Below are 14,824 nucleotides of genomic sequence, written 5' to 3'. Positions count from 1 at the left end.
GCCGCGCGGCGCGCGGCACGATCGATGGGCAATTCAGTGGTCGGCATCGGCCACGCGCGCCTGCGCGGCAGCGAGGCTCACGCCGCCCGGCGGCGTCTCGGAATCCGGTGCCGCCGTGTCGCGCGTGCGCGCAGCCGTGCGCGAAGCGGAGTCGGTACCGGCGGAAGTCTTGTCGGCAGACGCGGGGGCCGGATCGGCGGCCTGCTCAGCCGGCTTGTCGGCTGCGCGTGCGGCGGGCACGGCTTCAGCGGGCTTCTCCGCGGACTTGTCGGGTCGCTCGGCCGGTTTTTCAGCTGGCTTCTCGGCAGCCTTGTCGACCGCCGGCTTCGCCGCCCGCTCACCCTTCTCGGCAACTGCGTCTACATGCGCCGCGCGAATCGCGGCCATCGGCGCCGCGGCCGGCTCATTACCGGTCGCTGCGGCCGCCGCGGTTGCCGCGGGCGCTGCACCGGCCGCCCTCGCCTCGCGCGCCGCCGCGCGTTCCTTGCGCTCCGGCGAGCGCAGGTCGAGCGCTTCCTGCACACCCTTCACGCCCGGTACGATTTCGGGTTCGACATGCTTCGACCCGCGTGCGTTTTTCGAGCGCTTCGGCTTGGCGGCCAGCATCGGCGCGGCCGCCATCACCTCGTCGAGCGCCTTCTTCGCGGCGGCCTGCTCGGCCGCGCGCCGGCTCGCCCCGGAGCCCGACACCTTCACGTCGAGCTTCGGCACCGTACATTCGACTTCGAATTGCTGATTGTGCGCCGCACCATGCGTGGCGACCACCGTGTAGGTCGGCAGCGCGATCTTGTGCCCCTGCAGGTATTCCTGCAGCAGCGTCTTGGCGTCCTTGCCGAGCGTGCGCGGATCGATGTGGTCGAGAATCGGGATATAGAGGCGCTTGATGACCCCTTGGGCGGCTTCGAAGCCGCCATCGAGGAACACCGCCCCGATGATGGCTTCGAACGCGTCCGCGAGGATCGACGGGCGGCGGAACCCGCCGCTGCGCAACTCCCCCTCGCCGAGCCGCAGCCCCTCCGAGATATTCAGGGCCTGAGCAATTTCGTACAGCGACTGCTGTTTGACGAGGTTGGCGCGTACGCGCGACAGATCGCCTTCGTCCAGCTTGCTGAAACGCTGGAACAAAAGGGCAGCCACCGCGCAATTCAGAACGGAATCGCCGAGAAACTCGAGCCGTTCGTTGTGCGTGGCACTGTGACTACGATGGGTCAAAGCCTGGCGCAACAATTCCGCATTGCGAAATTCGTAGCGCAGCCGGCTTTCCAACTGGGATAGGGGCATGTGCAGGAGTATAACGCGGGCGCCGGTCGGGCCGAAACGGCACGGCCGGACGCGAAAAGGCGTGACGAGGCGGTGTTACCGCCGGTTCTTAAAGTAGTTCGGCAATACGCGACGCGGCCCGTGCGTCGCGTATTGCGAGTGACCCGGATGCGATCAGTTGAAGGAACCGATGCGCTTGAGGTCGCTGAAGTTCATCCAGATGAAGAACGCGCGGCCGACGATGTTCTGGTCCGGCACGAAACCCCAGTAGCGGCTGTCCGCACTGTTGTCGCGGTTGTCGCCCATCATGAAGTAGTGACCGGGCGGCACCTTGCAGATCACGCCGCGGCTGTTGTACGTGCAGTTGTCGCGAAACGGATAGTCGTATGCGCCCATCACGAACGGCGGCACGGCCGGGTTGTTGAGGATCGCGTTCTTCTTGTTGCCGATCGTTTCCTCGAACTGCTTCGCGTAATTCTGGCGCTCGTCGTCGAAGAAATCGGGCAGCGGCGTTTCGGGCACCGGCTGGCCGTTGATCGTGAGCTGCTTGTCCTGGTATGCGACGGTGTCGCCCGGCAGGCCGATCACGCGCTTGATGTAGTCGACCGACTCGTCCTTCGGATAGCGGAACACGACGACGTCGCCGCGCGACAGCGGGCTGCCCTGCGTGATCTTCGTGTTCGTCACCGGCAGGCGCAGCCCGTATTCGAACTTGTTGACGAGGATGAAGTCGCCGACGAGCAGCGTCGGCACCATCGAGCCCGACGGAATCTTGAACGGCTCGACGACGAACGAACGCACGACGAACACCGCCAGGATCACCGGGAAGAAGCTCGCGGTGTACTCGAGCCACCACGGCTGGCGCAGCTTTTCGTCGCGCAGCTTCGAACGCGTCTGCACCGCGTTTTCATCCGCGAAACGCTTGTCGATGCGCGACTGCTGGCGATCGAACTCCTCGATCGCCGAGTCGGCCGCCTTGCGTCGCTGCGGCAGGAACACCAGTTTGTCCAGCACCCACGCTACGCCCGTCAAGATGACGAGCACAAAAAGAATCAGCGCAAAATTCATAAAAGGAACAGTCCTGTTATTTGTCTTCGACGCGCAAGATCGCAAGGAACGCTTCCTGCGGGATCTCGACCGAACCCACCTGCTTCATCCGTTTCTTGCCTTCCTTCTGCTTTTCGAGCAGCTTCTTCTTTCGCGTGATGTCGCCGCCGTAGCACTTCGCAAGCACGTTCTTGCGCAGCGCCTTGATGTTCTCGCGCGCAACGATGTGCGCGCCGATCGCGGCCTGGATCGCCACGTCGTACATCTGGCGCGGGATGATCTCGCGCATCTTCGCGGCCACTTCGCGGCCGCGGTATTGCGACTGCGAGCGGTGCACGATGATCGACAGCGCATCGACCTTGTCGCCGTTGATCAGCATGTCGACCTTCACGACGTCCGACGAACGGTATTCCTTGAACTCGTAGTCCATCGACGCGTAGCCGCGCGACACCGACTTCAGGCGATCGAAGAAATCGAGCACGATCTCGGCCATCGGGATCTCGTACGTGAGCTGTACCTGGCGGCCGTGATACTGCATGTTGATCTGCGAGCCGCGCTTCTGCTCGCACAGCGTGATCACCGAGCCCACGTAGTCCTGCGGCATGTACAGGTTCACGGTGACGATCGGCTCGCGGACTTCGGCGATGCGGCCGGGCTCCGGCATCTTCGCCGGGTTCTCGACCATGATCGTCGAGCCGTCGCTCTGCACGACCTCGTAGACGACCGTCGGTGCCGTCGTGATGAGATCCATGTCGAACTCGCGCTCGAGCCGCTCCTGCACGATTTCCATGTGCAGCAGCCCGAGGAAGCCGCAGCGGAAACCGAAACCGAGCGCCTGCGACACTTCCGGCTCGTACTGCAGCGACGCGTCGTTCAGCTTCAGCTTCTCGAGCGATTCGCGCAGCGCGTCGTACTGGTTCGCCTCGACCGGATACAGCCCCGCGAACACCTGCGGCTTCACTTCCTTGAAGCCCGGCAGCGGCTCGGCGGCAGCCTTGGTCGCATGCGTGACGGTATCGCCGACCTTCGCGGCCGTCAGTTCCTTGATACCGGCGATGATGAAGCCGACCTGCCCCGCCGACAGCGATTCGAGATTGCGCGATTTCGGCGTGAACACGCCGACGTGCTCGACCGGATACTGCGCGCCGGTCGCCATCATCTTGATCTTGTCCTTCGGACGCAGCGTGCCGTTGACGATGCGCACCAGCATCACGACGCCGACGTAGTTGTCGAACCACGAGTCGATGATCAGCGCCTGCAGCGGCGCGGCCGGATCGCCCTTCGGCGGCGGCACCTTCGCGATCAGCGCTTCGAGCACGTCCTCGACGCCGAGGCCCGTCTTCGCGCTGCAGCGCGTCGCGTCGGTCGCGTCGATGCCGATCACGTCCTCGATCTCCTCGATCGCGTTCTCGGGGTTCGCGGCCGGCAGGTCGATCTTGTTCAGCACGGGAACGACCTCGACGCCGAGCTCGATCGCCGTATAGCAGTTCGCGACCGTCTGCGCCTCGACGCCCTGGCTCGCATCGACGACCAGCAGCGCGCCTTCGCACGCGGACAGCGAACGGCTGACTTCGTACGAGAAGTCGACGTGCCCCGGCGTGTCGATCAGGTTCAGGTTGTAGACCTTGCCGTCGCGCGCGCGATAGGACAGCGCGGCTGTCTGCGCCTTGATCGTGATGCCGCGCTCGCGCTCGATATCCATCGAGTCGAGCACCTGCGCTTCCATTTCACGGTCGGCGAGGCCGCCGCATACCTGGATGATGCGATCCGCGAGCGTCGACTTGCCATGGTCGATGTGCGCGATGATCGAGAAATTGCGAATATGATCCATTCAGTGCCGATCAAGCGAAAAAGGCGCGCTCGACGACCGCTGAGCACGCCTTGTGTAAGTCGGTGAAAAAACGGCTTATTTTAGCCGAAAAGGCCTTCGCCGGGCGGTATTTCCAACGCCGGCCCGCGCGGCACCCTGCCGGGGCCGCCCGCCGGGCAAAGCCCGGTGCCAGGCGCCGCCGCAAGGCAGCAGCCCGGCTTCAGCGCCGGGCCGCGAGCGCGTCGTGCACCTTCGCGGCGTCGAACCGGTGGCGGCACACTTCCGCACCGTCCAGCAGCAGCACGGGCACGTCCTCGTCGTAGCGGGCGACGAGTGCCGCATCGGTATCGATGTCGATGTAATCGACCGCAACACCGAATTCGGCCGCCACCGGCGCCAGGGCGTCGCGCATGTCGTCGCACAGGTGGCACCAGCCGCGGCCGTAGAGCGTGAACATCGGCGCGTTATTTCTGGCGCGGCCGCACGGGCACGAACTGCGTGTTGTCGCCGCGCCGCACGAGTACCGCGACCGCCTTCTGCGGATCGAGCTGCGCGGTCACTTCGGCGAACTGCTTCGCGTTCGTGATGTCGGTGTCGCCGACACGCAGCACGATGTCGCCGCGCTGCAGGCCCGCACGGGCGGCCGGGCCGTCGACGCCGTCGATTTGCACGCCGTTCTTCAGCTTCAGCGTCTTCATCTGCTCCGCCGTCAGATCGCTGACCGTCAGACCGAGCGAGTTGGCCTGGCGCGGCTTCTGCGGCGCGTTCTTGCGCTGTTCGGCCTTCGCCGTCGATTCGGCCGGGGTTTCCGCGATCGTGATCGGCAGATCACGTGCCTGACCCTTGCGCCACACGCTGACCGTCGCCTTCGTGCCCGGCTTCGTGTCGCCGACCATGCGCGGCAGATCCGACGCCGTGTCGACCGAACGGCCATTGAACTTCAGGATGATGTCGCCCGGCTGGATGCCCGCCTTGTCGGCCGGACCGCCCGGCTCGACGCTGCTGACGAGCGCGCCCTCCGCCTTCGGCAGCCCAATCGAGTCGGCCACGTCCTTCGTCACTTCGCCGATCGCTACCGCGATCCGACCGCGCGTGACCTTGCCCGTCGCCTTCAGTTGGTCGGCCACGCGCATCGCCTCGTCGATCGGAATCGCGAACGAGATGCCCATGAAGCCGCCGGTACGGCTGTAGATCTGCGAGTTGATGCCGATCACCTCGCCCTGCATGTTGATCAGCGGGCCGCCCGAGTTGCCGGGGTTCACGGCGACGTCGGTCTGGATGAACGGCAGGTAGTCGCCCGTGTTGCGGCTCTTCGAGCTGACGATGCCGGCCGTCACCGTGTTGTCGAGGCCGAACGGCGAACCGATCGCGACGACCCACTCGCCGACACGCACCTTGTTCGAATCGCCGATCGCGACGACCGGCAGGTTCGACGCCTGGATCTTGACGACCGCGACGTCCGTGCGATCGTCGACGCCGATCAGCTTCGCCTTGAATTCGCGCTTGTCGGTCAGCGTCACGTAGATGGTGTCCGCATCGTCGACGACGTGCGCATTGGTCATCACGTAACCGTCGGCCGACACGATGAAACCCGAACCGACGCCACGATTCTGTTCGGTGTCGGGCGGATTGTCCGGCGCCGGCGCGTTCTTCGGGTTGCCGCCACCATTGCCGGGCGCCTGCGGCAGCGGAATGCCGAAGAAGCGCCGGAAGAATTCCGACATGTCGCCGTTGTCGAAGCCCGGCGGGAGCATCCCGCGCGGGCCGCTGCTCGTCGGCACGTTGGCGGTGGTCCGGATGTTCACGACGGCCGGCCCGACCTTTTCGACCAGATCGGCGAAGTCGGGCAGGCTGGCAGCGGGAGCCGTCACCGCGACCGCGGTATGTGGCACGAGCGGCAGGCAGGCAGACAGCGCCGCCGCCGCGAGCCATTTGCGCAGCGTGAGTTTCATCATGTCGGAAGCCGTAGCGTTACTTGGAAGCCTTGTATTCTATGGCAGACGCGAACTGCTGCAACGTAGCCGGCGGCACTTCGCCGAGCACGGTGATCCAGTAGTCGCCGCGGCGCTTCACGAGAACGTTCGTTGCACCGGTGCTGCCCGCGCCTTCCTTGCGCGTATTCTTTTCGGCCGGCTCGATGAAAACCGAAATCGTCGCGAGACCGTCGGTGAAGACGGCCTGATCGACCGGAATCGGCGGCTCACCCGCGTCGCGCGCGGCCATCGGCCGGCGCACCTCACGAATCTTCTGGAAACCGGCGACACTCGGTGCGAGTTGCCAGCCCTGCGCTTCCATGTCGACCGTCGCGACCGGCGGACGTACGACCGTCCAGCCGCTCAGGTTGCGCATGCCGGCCGCAATCGCGGCCTTGTCGCCGCTTGCGCCGCCCGTCTGCAATTGCGAGAACGCGATCTGCTCGAGCACATGATCGTTCGCATCGAGCGTCTGCGAACGCAGCAGCAGCCCCGTGCGCGCATCGGCCCACAGCTTGTACGTGAAGCGGTATGCGTCCTTCGGCACGAGCTCGACGACCTGCGCGTCGATCCCCGCGACACGATCCTTGCCGAGCGACTTCGCGTCGTAGACGGACATCACGTGCTCGCCGCTCGCGCCGAGCAGCGCGGGGAACGAGTCGCGCGTCTGACGGCGCTCGACCACGCACAGCTTGCGCTCGGGTACGAACGTGTACAGCTCGTCGTTGTGGCGCAGCAGCTTGCGCGGCTTGCCGTCGAGCGTCTCGATGCGTTCGAACTCGCCGTCGCGGGACGCGACGTGCGCAATGCGCGACGACTGCACATACCCGCCGCGCTGATAGACGAACGTGCCTTCGTAGCTCTGCTGCTGCGCCGCTTGCTGGACGCGGTCGAGCCAGTCCGCGGCACCCTTGCGGGTCGCGACGGGATCGTCCGGTTGCTGGGCGCTGGCAGGAAGGGATTGAACGGACAACAGGGCGGCTGCGCAAAGCAGGAGGGCCGGCAGCCGCTTCCATCCGGAGATGGCTTGATTCAACTGCAAAGTCCGCATCGGGTTTATTGGCCTGGCGTGGTGGTCACGGCAGCGCGGATCAGCGGCATCGAACCCGTGACGACGGGCTGCTGCGCGAATTGCTGGTGCGCTTCAAGGTATTGGTCGAGGCTGGCGTCGCGGATGATGTTGACGTCCTGCAGCCCCGGCTGGGCCGATGCCTGCGCAACCGTCACACGCTGCAGGTTGCCGCCTTGCGGCGCACCGGCCGACGCGACCTGGACGGCGCCCGGGGCACCGGCCGTCTGCATTTGCGGGACGACGATCCACGTCAGCGTGGCCGCCGCGGCGGCAACCGCGAACGCGGGCACGACGCGCCGGCGCAGCGACAGCAGCTTGCGCGCGACGGGCGCGGCCGCCGGCGCGAGCAGGTGCGGCTCGCTTTCGAGCGCAGCCGACATGCGCGCGGTGAACGCTACGCTCAGCGCGGGCGACAGCGCCAGTTCGTCCGAGCGCAGCGCATCGCCGATCAGGTGGTAATGGGCCCACGCAGCGCGATCCGCGCGGTTGAGCTCAGCCAGAAACTGCCCGTTGTCCGGGCCATCGAACATTTCGCCGTCGACCAGCGCGGAAAGGCGCTCGCCGCGCGAGCACGCTTGCGACTGCGTATTGACCGACCCCATGATGCTCCCCATCTTGCACACCCCGTCGTGACTTCACGACTCTACGTAACTAGACCCCGACCCGCGTCGCTCCGCCTGTCGCGCTTACCAGCGCTTGCCTTCGGGCGTATCGAGCAGCGGACGCAATTTGGCAGCGATTGCCTCGCGTGCACGGAAGATCCGCGACCGGACCGTCCCGATCGGACAGCCCATCATTTCCGCGATCTCTTCGTAGCTCAGGCCCTCGATCTCGCGCAGCGTAATTGCCTGGCGCAGTTCCTCGGGCAGCAGAGCCATGGCAGCGTTGACCGTCTCGGCAATCTGCTTGCTCATCAACATCGACTCAGGCGTGTTGATATCCCTTAGTTGGTCTGCGTCGGAGAAAGTTTCCGCTTCCTCCGCATCGGCCTCGGTCGAGGTCGGCGCCCGGCGGCCTTGCGTCGCAAGGTAGTTCTTCGCCGTGTTGACGGCAATTCGGTACAACCACGTATAGAACGCCGATTCGCCGCGGAATTGCGGCAGCGCACGATACGCCTTGATGAACGCGTCCTGGGCCACATCCTCGACCTCGGCGGGATCCCGCACGAGGCGCGAGATCAGCCGAATGATCTTGCGGTGGTATTTGGAGACCAGGAGTTCGAACGCCGCCTTGTCGCCCTTCTGTACGCGTTCGACCAGAGCCTGATCGATTTCTTTTTCACTCACCTGACAAATCCGTTAACTAGGGATGCAACGCGGAGCGTCATTGTAACGTTCCCGCGCCGGACGCTGGTTACGGTACGTAACCGCGCCGCCGTCATGCCCGCCCCGCCGCGCCCGCCGTCTTCGCCAGCACGGAAAGCGCACTGAACGATGCGGCGTCGAGCGCATCGGCCGGAATCAGCAGCGGCCGGGCCCGCCGGGCACCCTGTCCGACCGACAGCACCAGCAGCAGGCTGCTCCAGTGCGCATGCCCCGTCACGCGGCCACGGGCCAGCAGGCGCCCGGTGCGGCCAAACGCCGCAATTTCCCCGAACGCGTCGATCCGCAGCTCGGCCGGCAGCCGGCGGGCACAGGCCCGTGCGGCGCATACGGCCAGCAGCGCAGCCGTCACGGCTGACACGCATGCGCCCGCAGCAGCGCCCGCGCGCGGCGCCCAGAACAGGTAGGCCGACGCGGCAGCCGACGCGACGAACGCGGCCAGCACGACATATGACACGGCCGAGGCCCGCAACGCAAAGCGCTGCGGACGCCCGGCCGGCGCATCGAATGGACTCGTCAAGTGACTGCGGCGTCAGACGCGCTTGAACACCAGCGTGCCGTTGGTACCGCCGAAGCCGAAGTTGTTCTTCACGGCCACGTCGATCTTCATGTCACGTGCGGTGTTCGCGCAGTAATCGAGATCGCACTCGGGATCCTGGTTGAAGATGTTGATGGTCGGCGGCGACACGTTGTTGTGCAGCGCGAGCACCGTGAACACCGACTCGAGGCCGCCCGCGCCGCCCAGCAGGTGGCCCGTCATCGACTTCGTCGAGTTCACGACGATCTTGTACGCATGCTCGCCGAAAGCCGCCTTCACCGCATCGGACTCGTTCTTGTCGCCCAGCGGCGTCGACGTGCCATGCGCGTTCAGGTACTGGACCTCGTCCGCGTTCACGCCGGCGTCGCGCAGTGCCGCGACCATGCAGCGGCGCGGGCCGTCCATGTTCGGCGCGGTCATGTGGTACGCATCGCCCGTCATGCCGAAGCCCGAGACTTCCGCGTAGATCTTCGCACCGCGCGCCTTCGCCGCTTCGTATTCCTCGAGCACCATCACGCCCGCACCTTCGCCCAGCACGAAGCCGTCGCGGTCCTTGTCCCACGGTCGGGACGCGGTGGCCGGATCGTCGTTGCGGGTCGACAGCGCGCGCGCTGCCGCGAAACCGCCGATGCCGAGCGGCGACACCGTCGATTCGGCGCCGCCCGCGACCATCACGTCGGCGTCGCCGGCCTGGATCAGGCGCGCCGCGAGGCCGATGCTGTGCAGGCCGGTCGTGCAGGCCGTGACGGCCGCGAGGTTCGGGCCCTTCAGGCCGAACATGATGCTCAGGTGACCCGAGATCATGTTGATGATCGAGCCCGGCACGAAGAACGGCGAAATCCGGCGCGCGCCGCGATCGACGTAGGTCTGGTGCGTATCTTCGATCATCGGCAGGCCGCCGATGCCGGAACCGACCAGCACGCCGATGCGTTCCGCATTGGTTTCGTTCACTTCCAGCCCGCTGTCCTTGATGGCCTGGACGCCGGCGGCGATGCCGTAATGGATGAACGTATCCATGTTCCGGGCTTCCTTCGCCGGGATGTACTCCTCGGCGCTGAACCCCTTCACTTCGCCCGCGAAATGGACGGCGAGGTTCGACGGGTCAAACTTCGTGACGGTGGCAATGCCGGACTTGCCGGCGACGAGATTGGCCCAGCCGTCGGCAACATTATTGCCAACAGGCGAAATCAGCCCCAGGCCTGTAACAACAACACGACGGCGGCTCACGGTAACCTCTTTTCCATTATTGGATGACAAAAACAAAAGCCACAGTGGCCACAGGAACCAGCCCTGCGAGCCCTGTGGCTGTTAGTCCGTCCGGCGCGAGGCCGGCAGGATGGCGCGTCAATCGCGAAGATCGCGGCGACGTGGCGGACAAGCGCGAAAGGCGCCTGTTACGCCTTGACGTTTGCGCGAGCGTAGTCGATCGCTTGCTGAACGGTCGTGATCTTCTCTGCTTCTTCGTCCGGGATTTCCATGCCGAACTCGTCTTCGAGAGCCATCACCAGTTCGACGGTGTCGAGCGAGTCGGCGCCCAGGTCGTTCACGAACGAAGCTTCGTTCTTGATCTCGGCTTCCGCGACGCCCAGTTGTTCAGCGACGATCTTCTTGACACGTTGTTCGATGTTGTCCATTACCCCTCCGAGGGAAAGTTCAGATTTACAAGTGCGCGCATTTTATCAGGTTTGCTGACGCCAAAACGCGCGTTGGCTTGATGGTCGATCAAGCGCCGATCCGCCTGAAAAACGGGATACGGCGCGGATGGTAAACGAAAATCGTTACGACATGTACATGCCGCCGTTCACGTGCAGCGTCGTACCGGTGATGTAACCGGCCTGCGGCGATGCGAGGAACGCGACGGCATGGGCAATGTCTTCCGGGCTGCCGAGGCGGCCGAGCGGAATCTGGGTCTTGAGCGCGGCCTGCTGTTCTTCCGGCAGCGTCTTCGTCATGTCGGTGTCGATGAAGCCCGGCGCCACACAGTTCACGGTGATGCCGCGGCTGCCGATTTCACGTGCGAGCGCACGGGTCATGCCCGCGACGCCGGCCTTCGCGGCCGCGTAGTTGACCTGACCCGGGTTACCGGCAGAGCCGACCACCGACGTGATGTTGATGATGCGGCCGCCACGCGCCTTCATCATCGGGCGCAGCACCGCGCGCGACAGGCGGAACACCGACTTCAGGTTGGTGTCGATCACCGCGTCCCAATCCTCGTCCTTCATCCGCATCGCGAGCTGGTCCTGCGTGATGCCCGCGTTGTTGACGAGCACGTTCAGCGCACCGAATTCCTTCACGGTCGCGTCGATCAGCGCCTCGGCGGCTGCCGCGTCGTTGACGTTCAGCACCGCACCGCGACCCGCGACGCCCGCTTCCGCGAACGCCGCGGTGATCGCCGCGGCGCCCGACTCACTCGTCGCCGTGCCGATCACCGTCGCGCCCAGGCGCGCGAGTTCGAGCGCGATCGAACGGCCGATGCCGCGCGATGCGCCGGTAACGATCGCAACCTGTTTATCGAGAGTCTTGTCCATGAATCGAATATCCGTCTCTTGAGAAAAGGCGCCGCGTCAGGCGGTCACCAGCTTGAGCGCTTCGTCGAGCGACGCCGGATCGAACACCGACGCACCCGTCAGGTTGCCGTCGATGCGCTTCGTCAGGCCGGCGAGCACCTTGCCCGGACCGCATTCGATCACGTGCGTGACGCCCGTGCCTGCGATGTACTGCACGCACTCGACCCAGCGCACCGGGCCCGCGGCCTGGCGCACCAGCGCGTCCTTGATCGCGGCCGGATCGCTGACCACGGCGACGTCGATGTTGTTGACGACCGGAATCTGCGGCGCCTTCACGTCGACGTTCGCGAGGTAGTCGCGCAACTGATCCGACGCCGGCTTGAGCAGCGACGAATGGAACGGCGCCGACACCGGCAGCGGCAGCGCGCGCTTCGCGCCCTTCGCCTTCGCGATCTCGCAGGCCTTTTCGACTGCGGCCTTGTTGCCTGCGATAACGACCTGTGCAGGCGCATTGAAGTTCACTGCTTCGACGACGCCCGCTTCCGCGGCTTCCGCGCATACCGCACGCACCGTGTCGTCATCGAGCCCCAGGATCGCAGCCATGCCGCCCTGGCCGACCGGCACGGCCGTCTGCATCGCCTGCGCGCGAAAGCGCACGAGCGGCACGGCATCCTTGAACGCGAGCGCGCCGGCGGCGACGAGCGCCGTGTATTCGCCGAGGCTGTGGCCGGCGACGATCGACGGCGCCGGGCCGCCCGCCTGCTGCCACGCGCGATAGCACGCATAGGCCGCGGTCAACATCACGGGCTGCGTGTTGGCGGTGAGGTTCAGCTCTTCGGCCGGGCCTTCGGCGATCAGCTTGCCGAGATCCTGATTGAGTGCATCGGACGCTTCCTGGAGCGTCTCGCGCACGACGGCCAGATCGGCGAATGCGTTGAGCATGCCAACCGCCTGCGAGCCCTGCCCCGGAAATACGAATGCAAATTTCATATCGTCCCCAATTGAATCGATTCGGACGGCGCGCACGAATGGCGCGCCGGTGGGATCCGCGCGCAGCAGTCGCGCGCCGCGGATCAGTAGCGGAAGACCGACGCGCCCCAGGTGAAGCCGCCGCCGACGCCTTCGATCAGCACGTGCTGGCCACGCTGGATGCGACCGTCGCGTACCGCGGTGTCGAGCGCCAGCGGGATCGACGCGGCCGACGTGTTGCCGTGCTGGTCGACCGTCACGACCATGCGCTCCTGCGGCAGGCCGAGCTTGCGGCAGGTGCTGGTCATGATGCGGATATTGGCCTGGTGCGGAATCAGCCAGTCGATCTGCTCGGGCGCGAGATTCGCCTTCGCGAGCGCCTCGATCGCGACCTTCTCGAGCACGTTGACCGCGAGCTTGAACACGGCCTGCCCGTCCATGTACAGGAACGCACTGCCTTCGATCACGCCGCGATTGACGTTGCCCGGCGTGCAGAGGATATGCGAGTAGCTGCCGTCCGCGTGCAGCGCGCTGCCGAGCACGCCCGGCTCTTCCGACGCGGACAGGATCACCGCGCCCGCGCCGTCGCCGAACAGCACGCAGGTCGTGCGGTCCTTGAAGTCGAGAATGCGCGAGAACGTCTCCGCGCCCACCACGAGCGCGGTGCGGTGCTGGCCGCTGCGGATGAAGCTGTCGGCCGTCGCCATCGCGTATGCGAAGCCCGAACACACGGCCTGCACGTCGAAGGCCGCGCCGCCGTTCTTGATGCCGAGCTTGTTCTGCAGCAGGCACGCGGTGCTCGGGAACACGAAATCGGGGGTCGAAGTCGCGACGATGATCAGGTCGATCGACTGCGGATCGATGCCGGCGGCCTCGATCGCGCGACGCGACGCCTCGAGCGCGAGGTCGCTGGTCGTGACGTCCGGTGCGGCGAAATGGCGCGCATGGATGCCCGTGCGCGCAACGATCCATTCATCGCTCGTCTCGATGCCTTCCTTCGCAAGACGATCGGTCAACTGCTGGTTCGTGACGCGGTCAGGCGGCAGGTAGCTGCCCGTGCCGAGCACGCGGGAATAGAGAGTCGATTGGGCCATTTATGCTTTAGAGGATTGCGCAGCGGAAGGTTCGGCGTGATGGCCTGCGGCGGGGCTTGCATGGCCCGCGCCGCCCGCGTTGTGTTCGCCGTCGCCGAGCGACACCGAATTATCCGCCATCGCACGCGTGAGGCGCTCCAGCACGCCGTTTTTGACGGCATCATACCCGCGTTTGATTGCCCACTCAAACGCGTAGGCATCGGCCGAACCATGGCTCTTGATCACGAGGCTCTTCAGCCCCAGCAGCGCCGCGCCGTTGTACTGGCGGTGATCGACGCGCTTCTTGAAACGCATCAGGACAGGCAGCGCGAGCAGCGCCATCAGCTTCGACATCAGCGAACGGCCAAACTCTTCGCGGATGATGTCCGACAGCATCTGCGCGAGCCCCTCGGACGTCTTCAGCGCGACGTTGCCGACGAAGCCGTCGCACACGATCACGTCGACCGTGCCCTTGTAGATGTCGTTGCCTTCGACGTTGCCACGGAAGTTGAGCGTGCTGGCGCGCAGCAGTTCGCCTGCGCGCTTGATCGTCTCGTTGCCCTTGATCATCTCTTCGCCGATGTTCAAGAGGCCGATCGTCGGACGCTCCTTGCCTTCCAGCGCAGCCACGAGCGCGTGCCCCATTTCCGCGAACTGCAGCAGGTGCTGCGGTTCGCAGTCGACGTTCGCGCCGAGGTCCAGCATCATCGTGTAGCCGGTCGGGTTCGGCAGCGCGAACGCGATCGCGGGCCGCTCGATGCCGGGCAGCGTCTTGAGTACGTAACGGGAAACGGCCATCAGCGCGCCGGTATTGCCGGCGGAGATGCAGGCCTGCGCCGCGCCTTCCTTGACGTGGTTGAGTGCGACGCGCATCGAAGAATCCTTCTTCTTGCGCAGCGCCACTTCGACAGGGTCGTCCATCGCCACGACTTCGGTGGCGGGAACGATGGTCAGCGCGGGATCGTCGAGGACTTTCAGCTTTTTCAGCTGAGCGCGGATCGCGCTTTCGATGCCGACGAGCATCAGGTGCGCATCGGGATGCGCGCGGACGAACTTGACTGCCGCGGGAACGGTCACGGACGGGCCGTGGTCGCCTCCCATGCAATCGATTGTGAGCTTTACGGTCATGGAATGCGACGAATTTCAGGCACAAAAAAGCGGCAGTTGAATGCCGCCTTTTTGTTGAGCCAGGAAAGTGTCAAGCGAACCAGTTGTCACGCGAACGGCAAACGTAGCGCGCAACGCGTGACTTG

General features: G+C 65.4%; 15 protein-coding genes. All 15 read right to left on the bottom strand.

Annotated elements, in window-relative coordinates:
• Positions 1 to 33: 33 nt before the first annotated feature.
• The 15 genes from rnc to plsX all read right to left on the bottom strand — a co-directional run bounded on the left by rnc (position 34) and on the right by plsX (position 14,699).
• Positions 34 to 1,281 (bottom strand): ribonuclease III, encoded by a 1,248-nt coding sequence (gene rnc, locus E9536_RS12790; protein ID WP_136469934.1) that lies wholly within the window; start codon positions 1,279 to 1,281, stop codon positions 34 to 36.
• A gap of 153 nt (positions 1,282 to 1,434) precedes the next feature.
• Positions 1,435 to 2,328 (bottom strand): signal peptidase I, encoded by an 894-nt coding sequence (gene lepB, locus E9536_RS12785; RefSeq protein WP_027788005.1) that lies wholly within the window; start codon positions 2,326 to 2,328, stop codon positions 1,435 to 1,437.
• Positions 2,329 to 2,344: 16 nt separating this feature from the next.
• Positions 2,345 to 4,138 (bottom strand): translation elongation factor 4, encoded by a 1,794-nt coding sequence (gene lepA, locus E9536_RS12780; protein ID WP_021159691.1) that lies wholly within the window; start codon positions 4,136 to 4,138, stop codon positions 2,345 to 2,347.
• A 199-nt stretch (positions 4,139 to 4,337) separates the two neighbouring features.
• Complete coding sequence (locus tag E9536_RS12775) at positions 4,338 to 4,574, bottom strand: glutaredoxin family protein (protein ID WP_027788006.1); 237 nt, start codon at positions 4,572 to 4,574, stop codon at positions 4,338 to 4,340.
• A 7-nt stretch (positions 4,575 to 4,581) separates the two neighbouring features.
• A complete protein-coding gene (locus E9536_RS12770; protein ID WP_060173756.1) occupies positions 4,582 to 6,072 on the bottom strand; it encodes a DegQ family serine endoprotease in 1,491 nt (496 codons plus the stop codon).
• 16 nt (positions 6,073 to 6,088) lie between these two features.
• Positions 6,089 to 7,141, bottom strand: a complete 1,053-nt coding sequence (locus E9536_RS12765; RefSeq protein ID WP_021159694.1) for a MucB/RseB C-terminal domain-containing protein — start codon at positions 7,139 to 7,141, stop codon at positions 6,089 to 6,091.
• Positions 7,142 to 7,146: 5 nt separating this feature from the next.
• Entirely contained in the window at positions 7,147 to 7,764 is a 618-nt protein-coding gene (locus tag E9536_RS12760) for a sigma-E factor negative regulatory protein (RefSeq protein ID WP_027788009.1), read from the bottom strand.
• A gap of 84 nt (positions 7,765 to 7,848) precedes the next feature.
• On the bottom strand, positions 7,849 to 8,448 hold the full coding sequence (gene rpoE, locus E9536_RS12755; protein ID WP_006490873.1) for an RNA polymerase sigma factor RpoE: 600 nt from the start codon (positions 8,446 to 8,448) through the stop codon (positions 7,849 to 7,851).
• A 91-nt stretch (positions 8,449 to 8,539) separates the two neighbouring features.
• Positions 8,540 to 9,004, bottom strand: coding sequence for a hypothetical protein (locus E9536_RS12750; protein ID WP_021159696.1), 465 nt, complete (start codon positions 9,002 to 9,004; stop codon positions 8,540 to 8,542).
• A gap of 12 nt (positions 9,005 to 9,016) precedes the next feature.
• The gene (gene fabF, locus E9536_RS12745; protein WP_021159697.1) at positions 9,017 to 10,249 is read right to left on the bottom strand and encodes a beta-ketoacyl-ACP synthase II; all 1,233 of its coding nucleotides are present in this window, start codon (positions 10,247 to 10,249) and stop codon (positions 9,017 to 9,019) included.
• Between the two features lie 167 nt (positions 10,250 to 10,416).
• Positions 10,417 to 10,656 (bottom strand): acyl carrier protein, encoded by a 240-nt coding sequence (gene acpP, locus E9536_RS12740; protein ID WP_004197638.1) that lies wholly within the window; start codon positions 10,654 to 10,656, stop codon positions 10,417 to 10,419.
• Between the two features lie 144 nt (positions 10,657 to 10,800).
• Positions 10,801 to 11,550, bottom strand: a complete 750-nt coding sequence (fabG, locus tag E9536_RS12735) for a 3-oxoacyl-ACP reductase FabG (RefSeq protein ID WP_034206773.1) — start codon at positions 11,548 to 11,550, stop codon at positions 10,801 to 10,803.
• A 36-nt stretch (positions 11,551 to 11,586) separates the two neighbouring features.
• Entirely contained in the window at positions 11,587 to 12,519 is a 933-nt protein-coding gene (gene fabD / locus E9536_RS12730) for an ACP S-malonyltransferase (RefSeq protein WP_060323431.1), read from the bottom strand.
• An 83-nt stretch (positions 12,520 to 12,602) separates the two neighbouring features.
• On the bottom strand, positions 12,603 to 13,592 hold the full coding sequence (locus tag E9536_RS12725) for a beta-ketoacyl-ACP synthase III (protein ID WP_027788011.1): 990 nt from the start codon (positions 13,590 to 13,592) through the stop codon (positions 12,603 to 12,605).
• Positions 13,593 to 14,699, bottom strand: a complete 1,107-nt coding sequence (gene plsX / locus E9536_RS12720) for a phosphate acyltransferase PlsX (protein WP_027788012.1) — start codon at positions 14,697 to 14,699, stop codon at positions 13,593 to 13,595.
• Positions 14,700 to 14,824 lie beyond the last annotated feature (125 nt).

Source organism: Burkholderia sp. LS-044 (assembly GCF_004803625.1).
Lineage (GTDB): Bacteria > Pseudomonadota > Gammaproteobacteria > Burkholderiales > Burkholderiaceae > Burkholderia > Burkholderia cepacia.
The sequence above is the reverse complement of the archived record's forward strand: the minus strand, read 5'-3'. Positions and strand labels throughout refer to the sequence as shown.

What these genes read in the sequence shown, in the direction of transcription:
- lepA (WP_021159691.1), bottom strand. Translation starts at nt 4,138, where the DNA reads ATGGATCATATTCGCAATTTCTCGATCATCGCGCACATCGACCATGGC.
- acpP (WP_004197638.1), bottom strand. Translation starts at nt 10,656, where the DNA reads ATGGACAACATCGAACAACGTGTCAAGAAGATCGTCGCTGAACAACTG.
- E9536_RS12775 (WP_027788006.1), bottom strand. Translation starts at nt 4,574, where the DNA reads ATGTTCACGCTCTACGGCCGCGGCTGGTGCCACCTGTGCGACGACATG.
- E9536_RS12725 (WP_027788011.1), bottom strand. Translation starts at nt 13,592, where the DNA reads ATGGCCCAATCGACTCTCTATTCCCGCGTGCTCGGCACGGGCAGCTAC.
- E9536_RS12765 (WP_021159694.1), bottom strand. Translation starts at nt 7,141, where the DNA reads ATGCGGACTTTGCAGTTGAATCAAGCCATCTCCGGATGGAAGCGGCTG.
- lepB (WP_027788005.1), bottom strand. Translation starts at nt 2,328, where the DNA reads ATGAATTTTGCGCTGATTCTTTTTGTGCTCGTCATCTTGACGGGCGTA.
- E9536_RS12770 (WP_060173756.1), bottom strand. Translation starts at nt 6,072, where the DNA reads ATGATGAAACTCACGCTGCGCAAATGGCTCGCGGCGGCGGCGCTGTCT.
- fabD (WP_060323431.1), bottom strand. Translation starts at nt 12,519, where the DNA reads ATGAAATTTGCATTCGTATTTCCGGGGCAGGGCTCGCAGGCGGTTGGC.
- fabG (WP_034206773.1), bottom strand. Translation starts at nt 11,550, where the DNA reads ATGGACAAGACTCTCGATAAACAGGTTGCGATCGTTACCGGCGCATCG.
- plsX (WP_027788012.1), bottom strand. Translation starts at nt 14,699, where the DNA reads ATGACCGTAAAGCTCACAATCGATTGCATGGGAGGCGACCACGGCCCG.
- rnc (WP_136469934.1), bottom strand. Translation starts at nt 1,281, where the DNA reads ATGCCCCTATCCCAGTTGGAAAGCCGGCTGCGCTACGAATTTCGCAAT.
- E9536_RS12760 (WP_027788009.1), bottom strand. Translation starts at nt 7,764, where the DNA reads ATGGGGTCGGTCAATACGCAGTCGCAAGCGTGCTCGCGCGGCGAGCGC.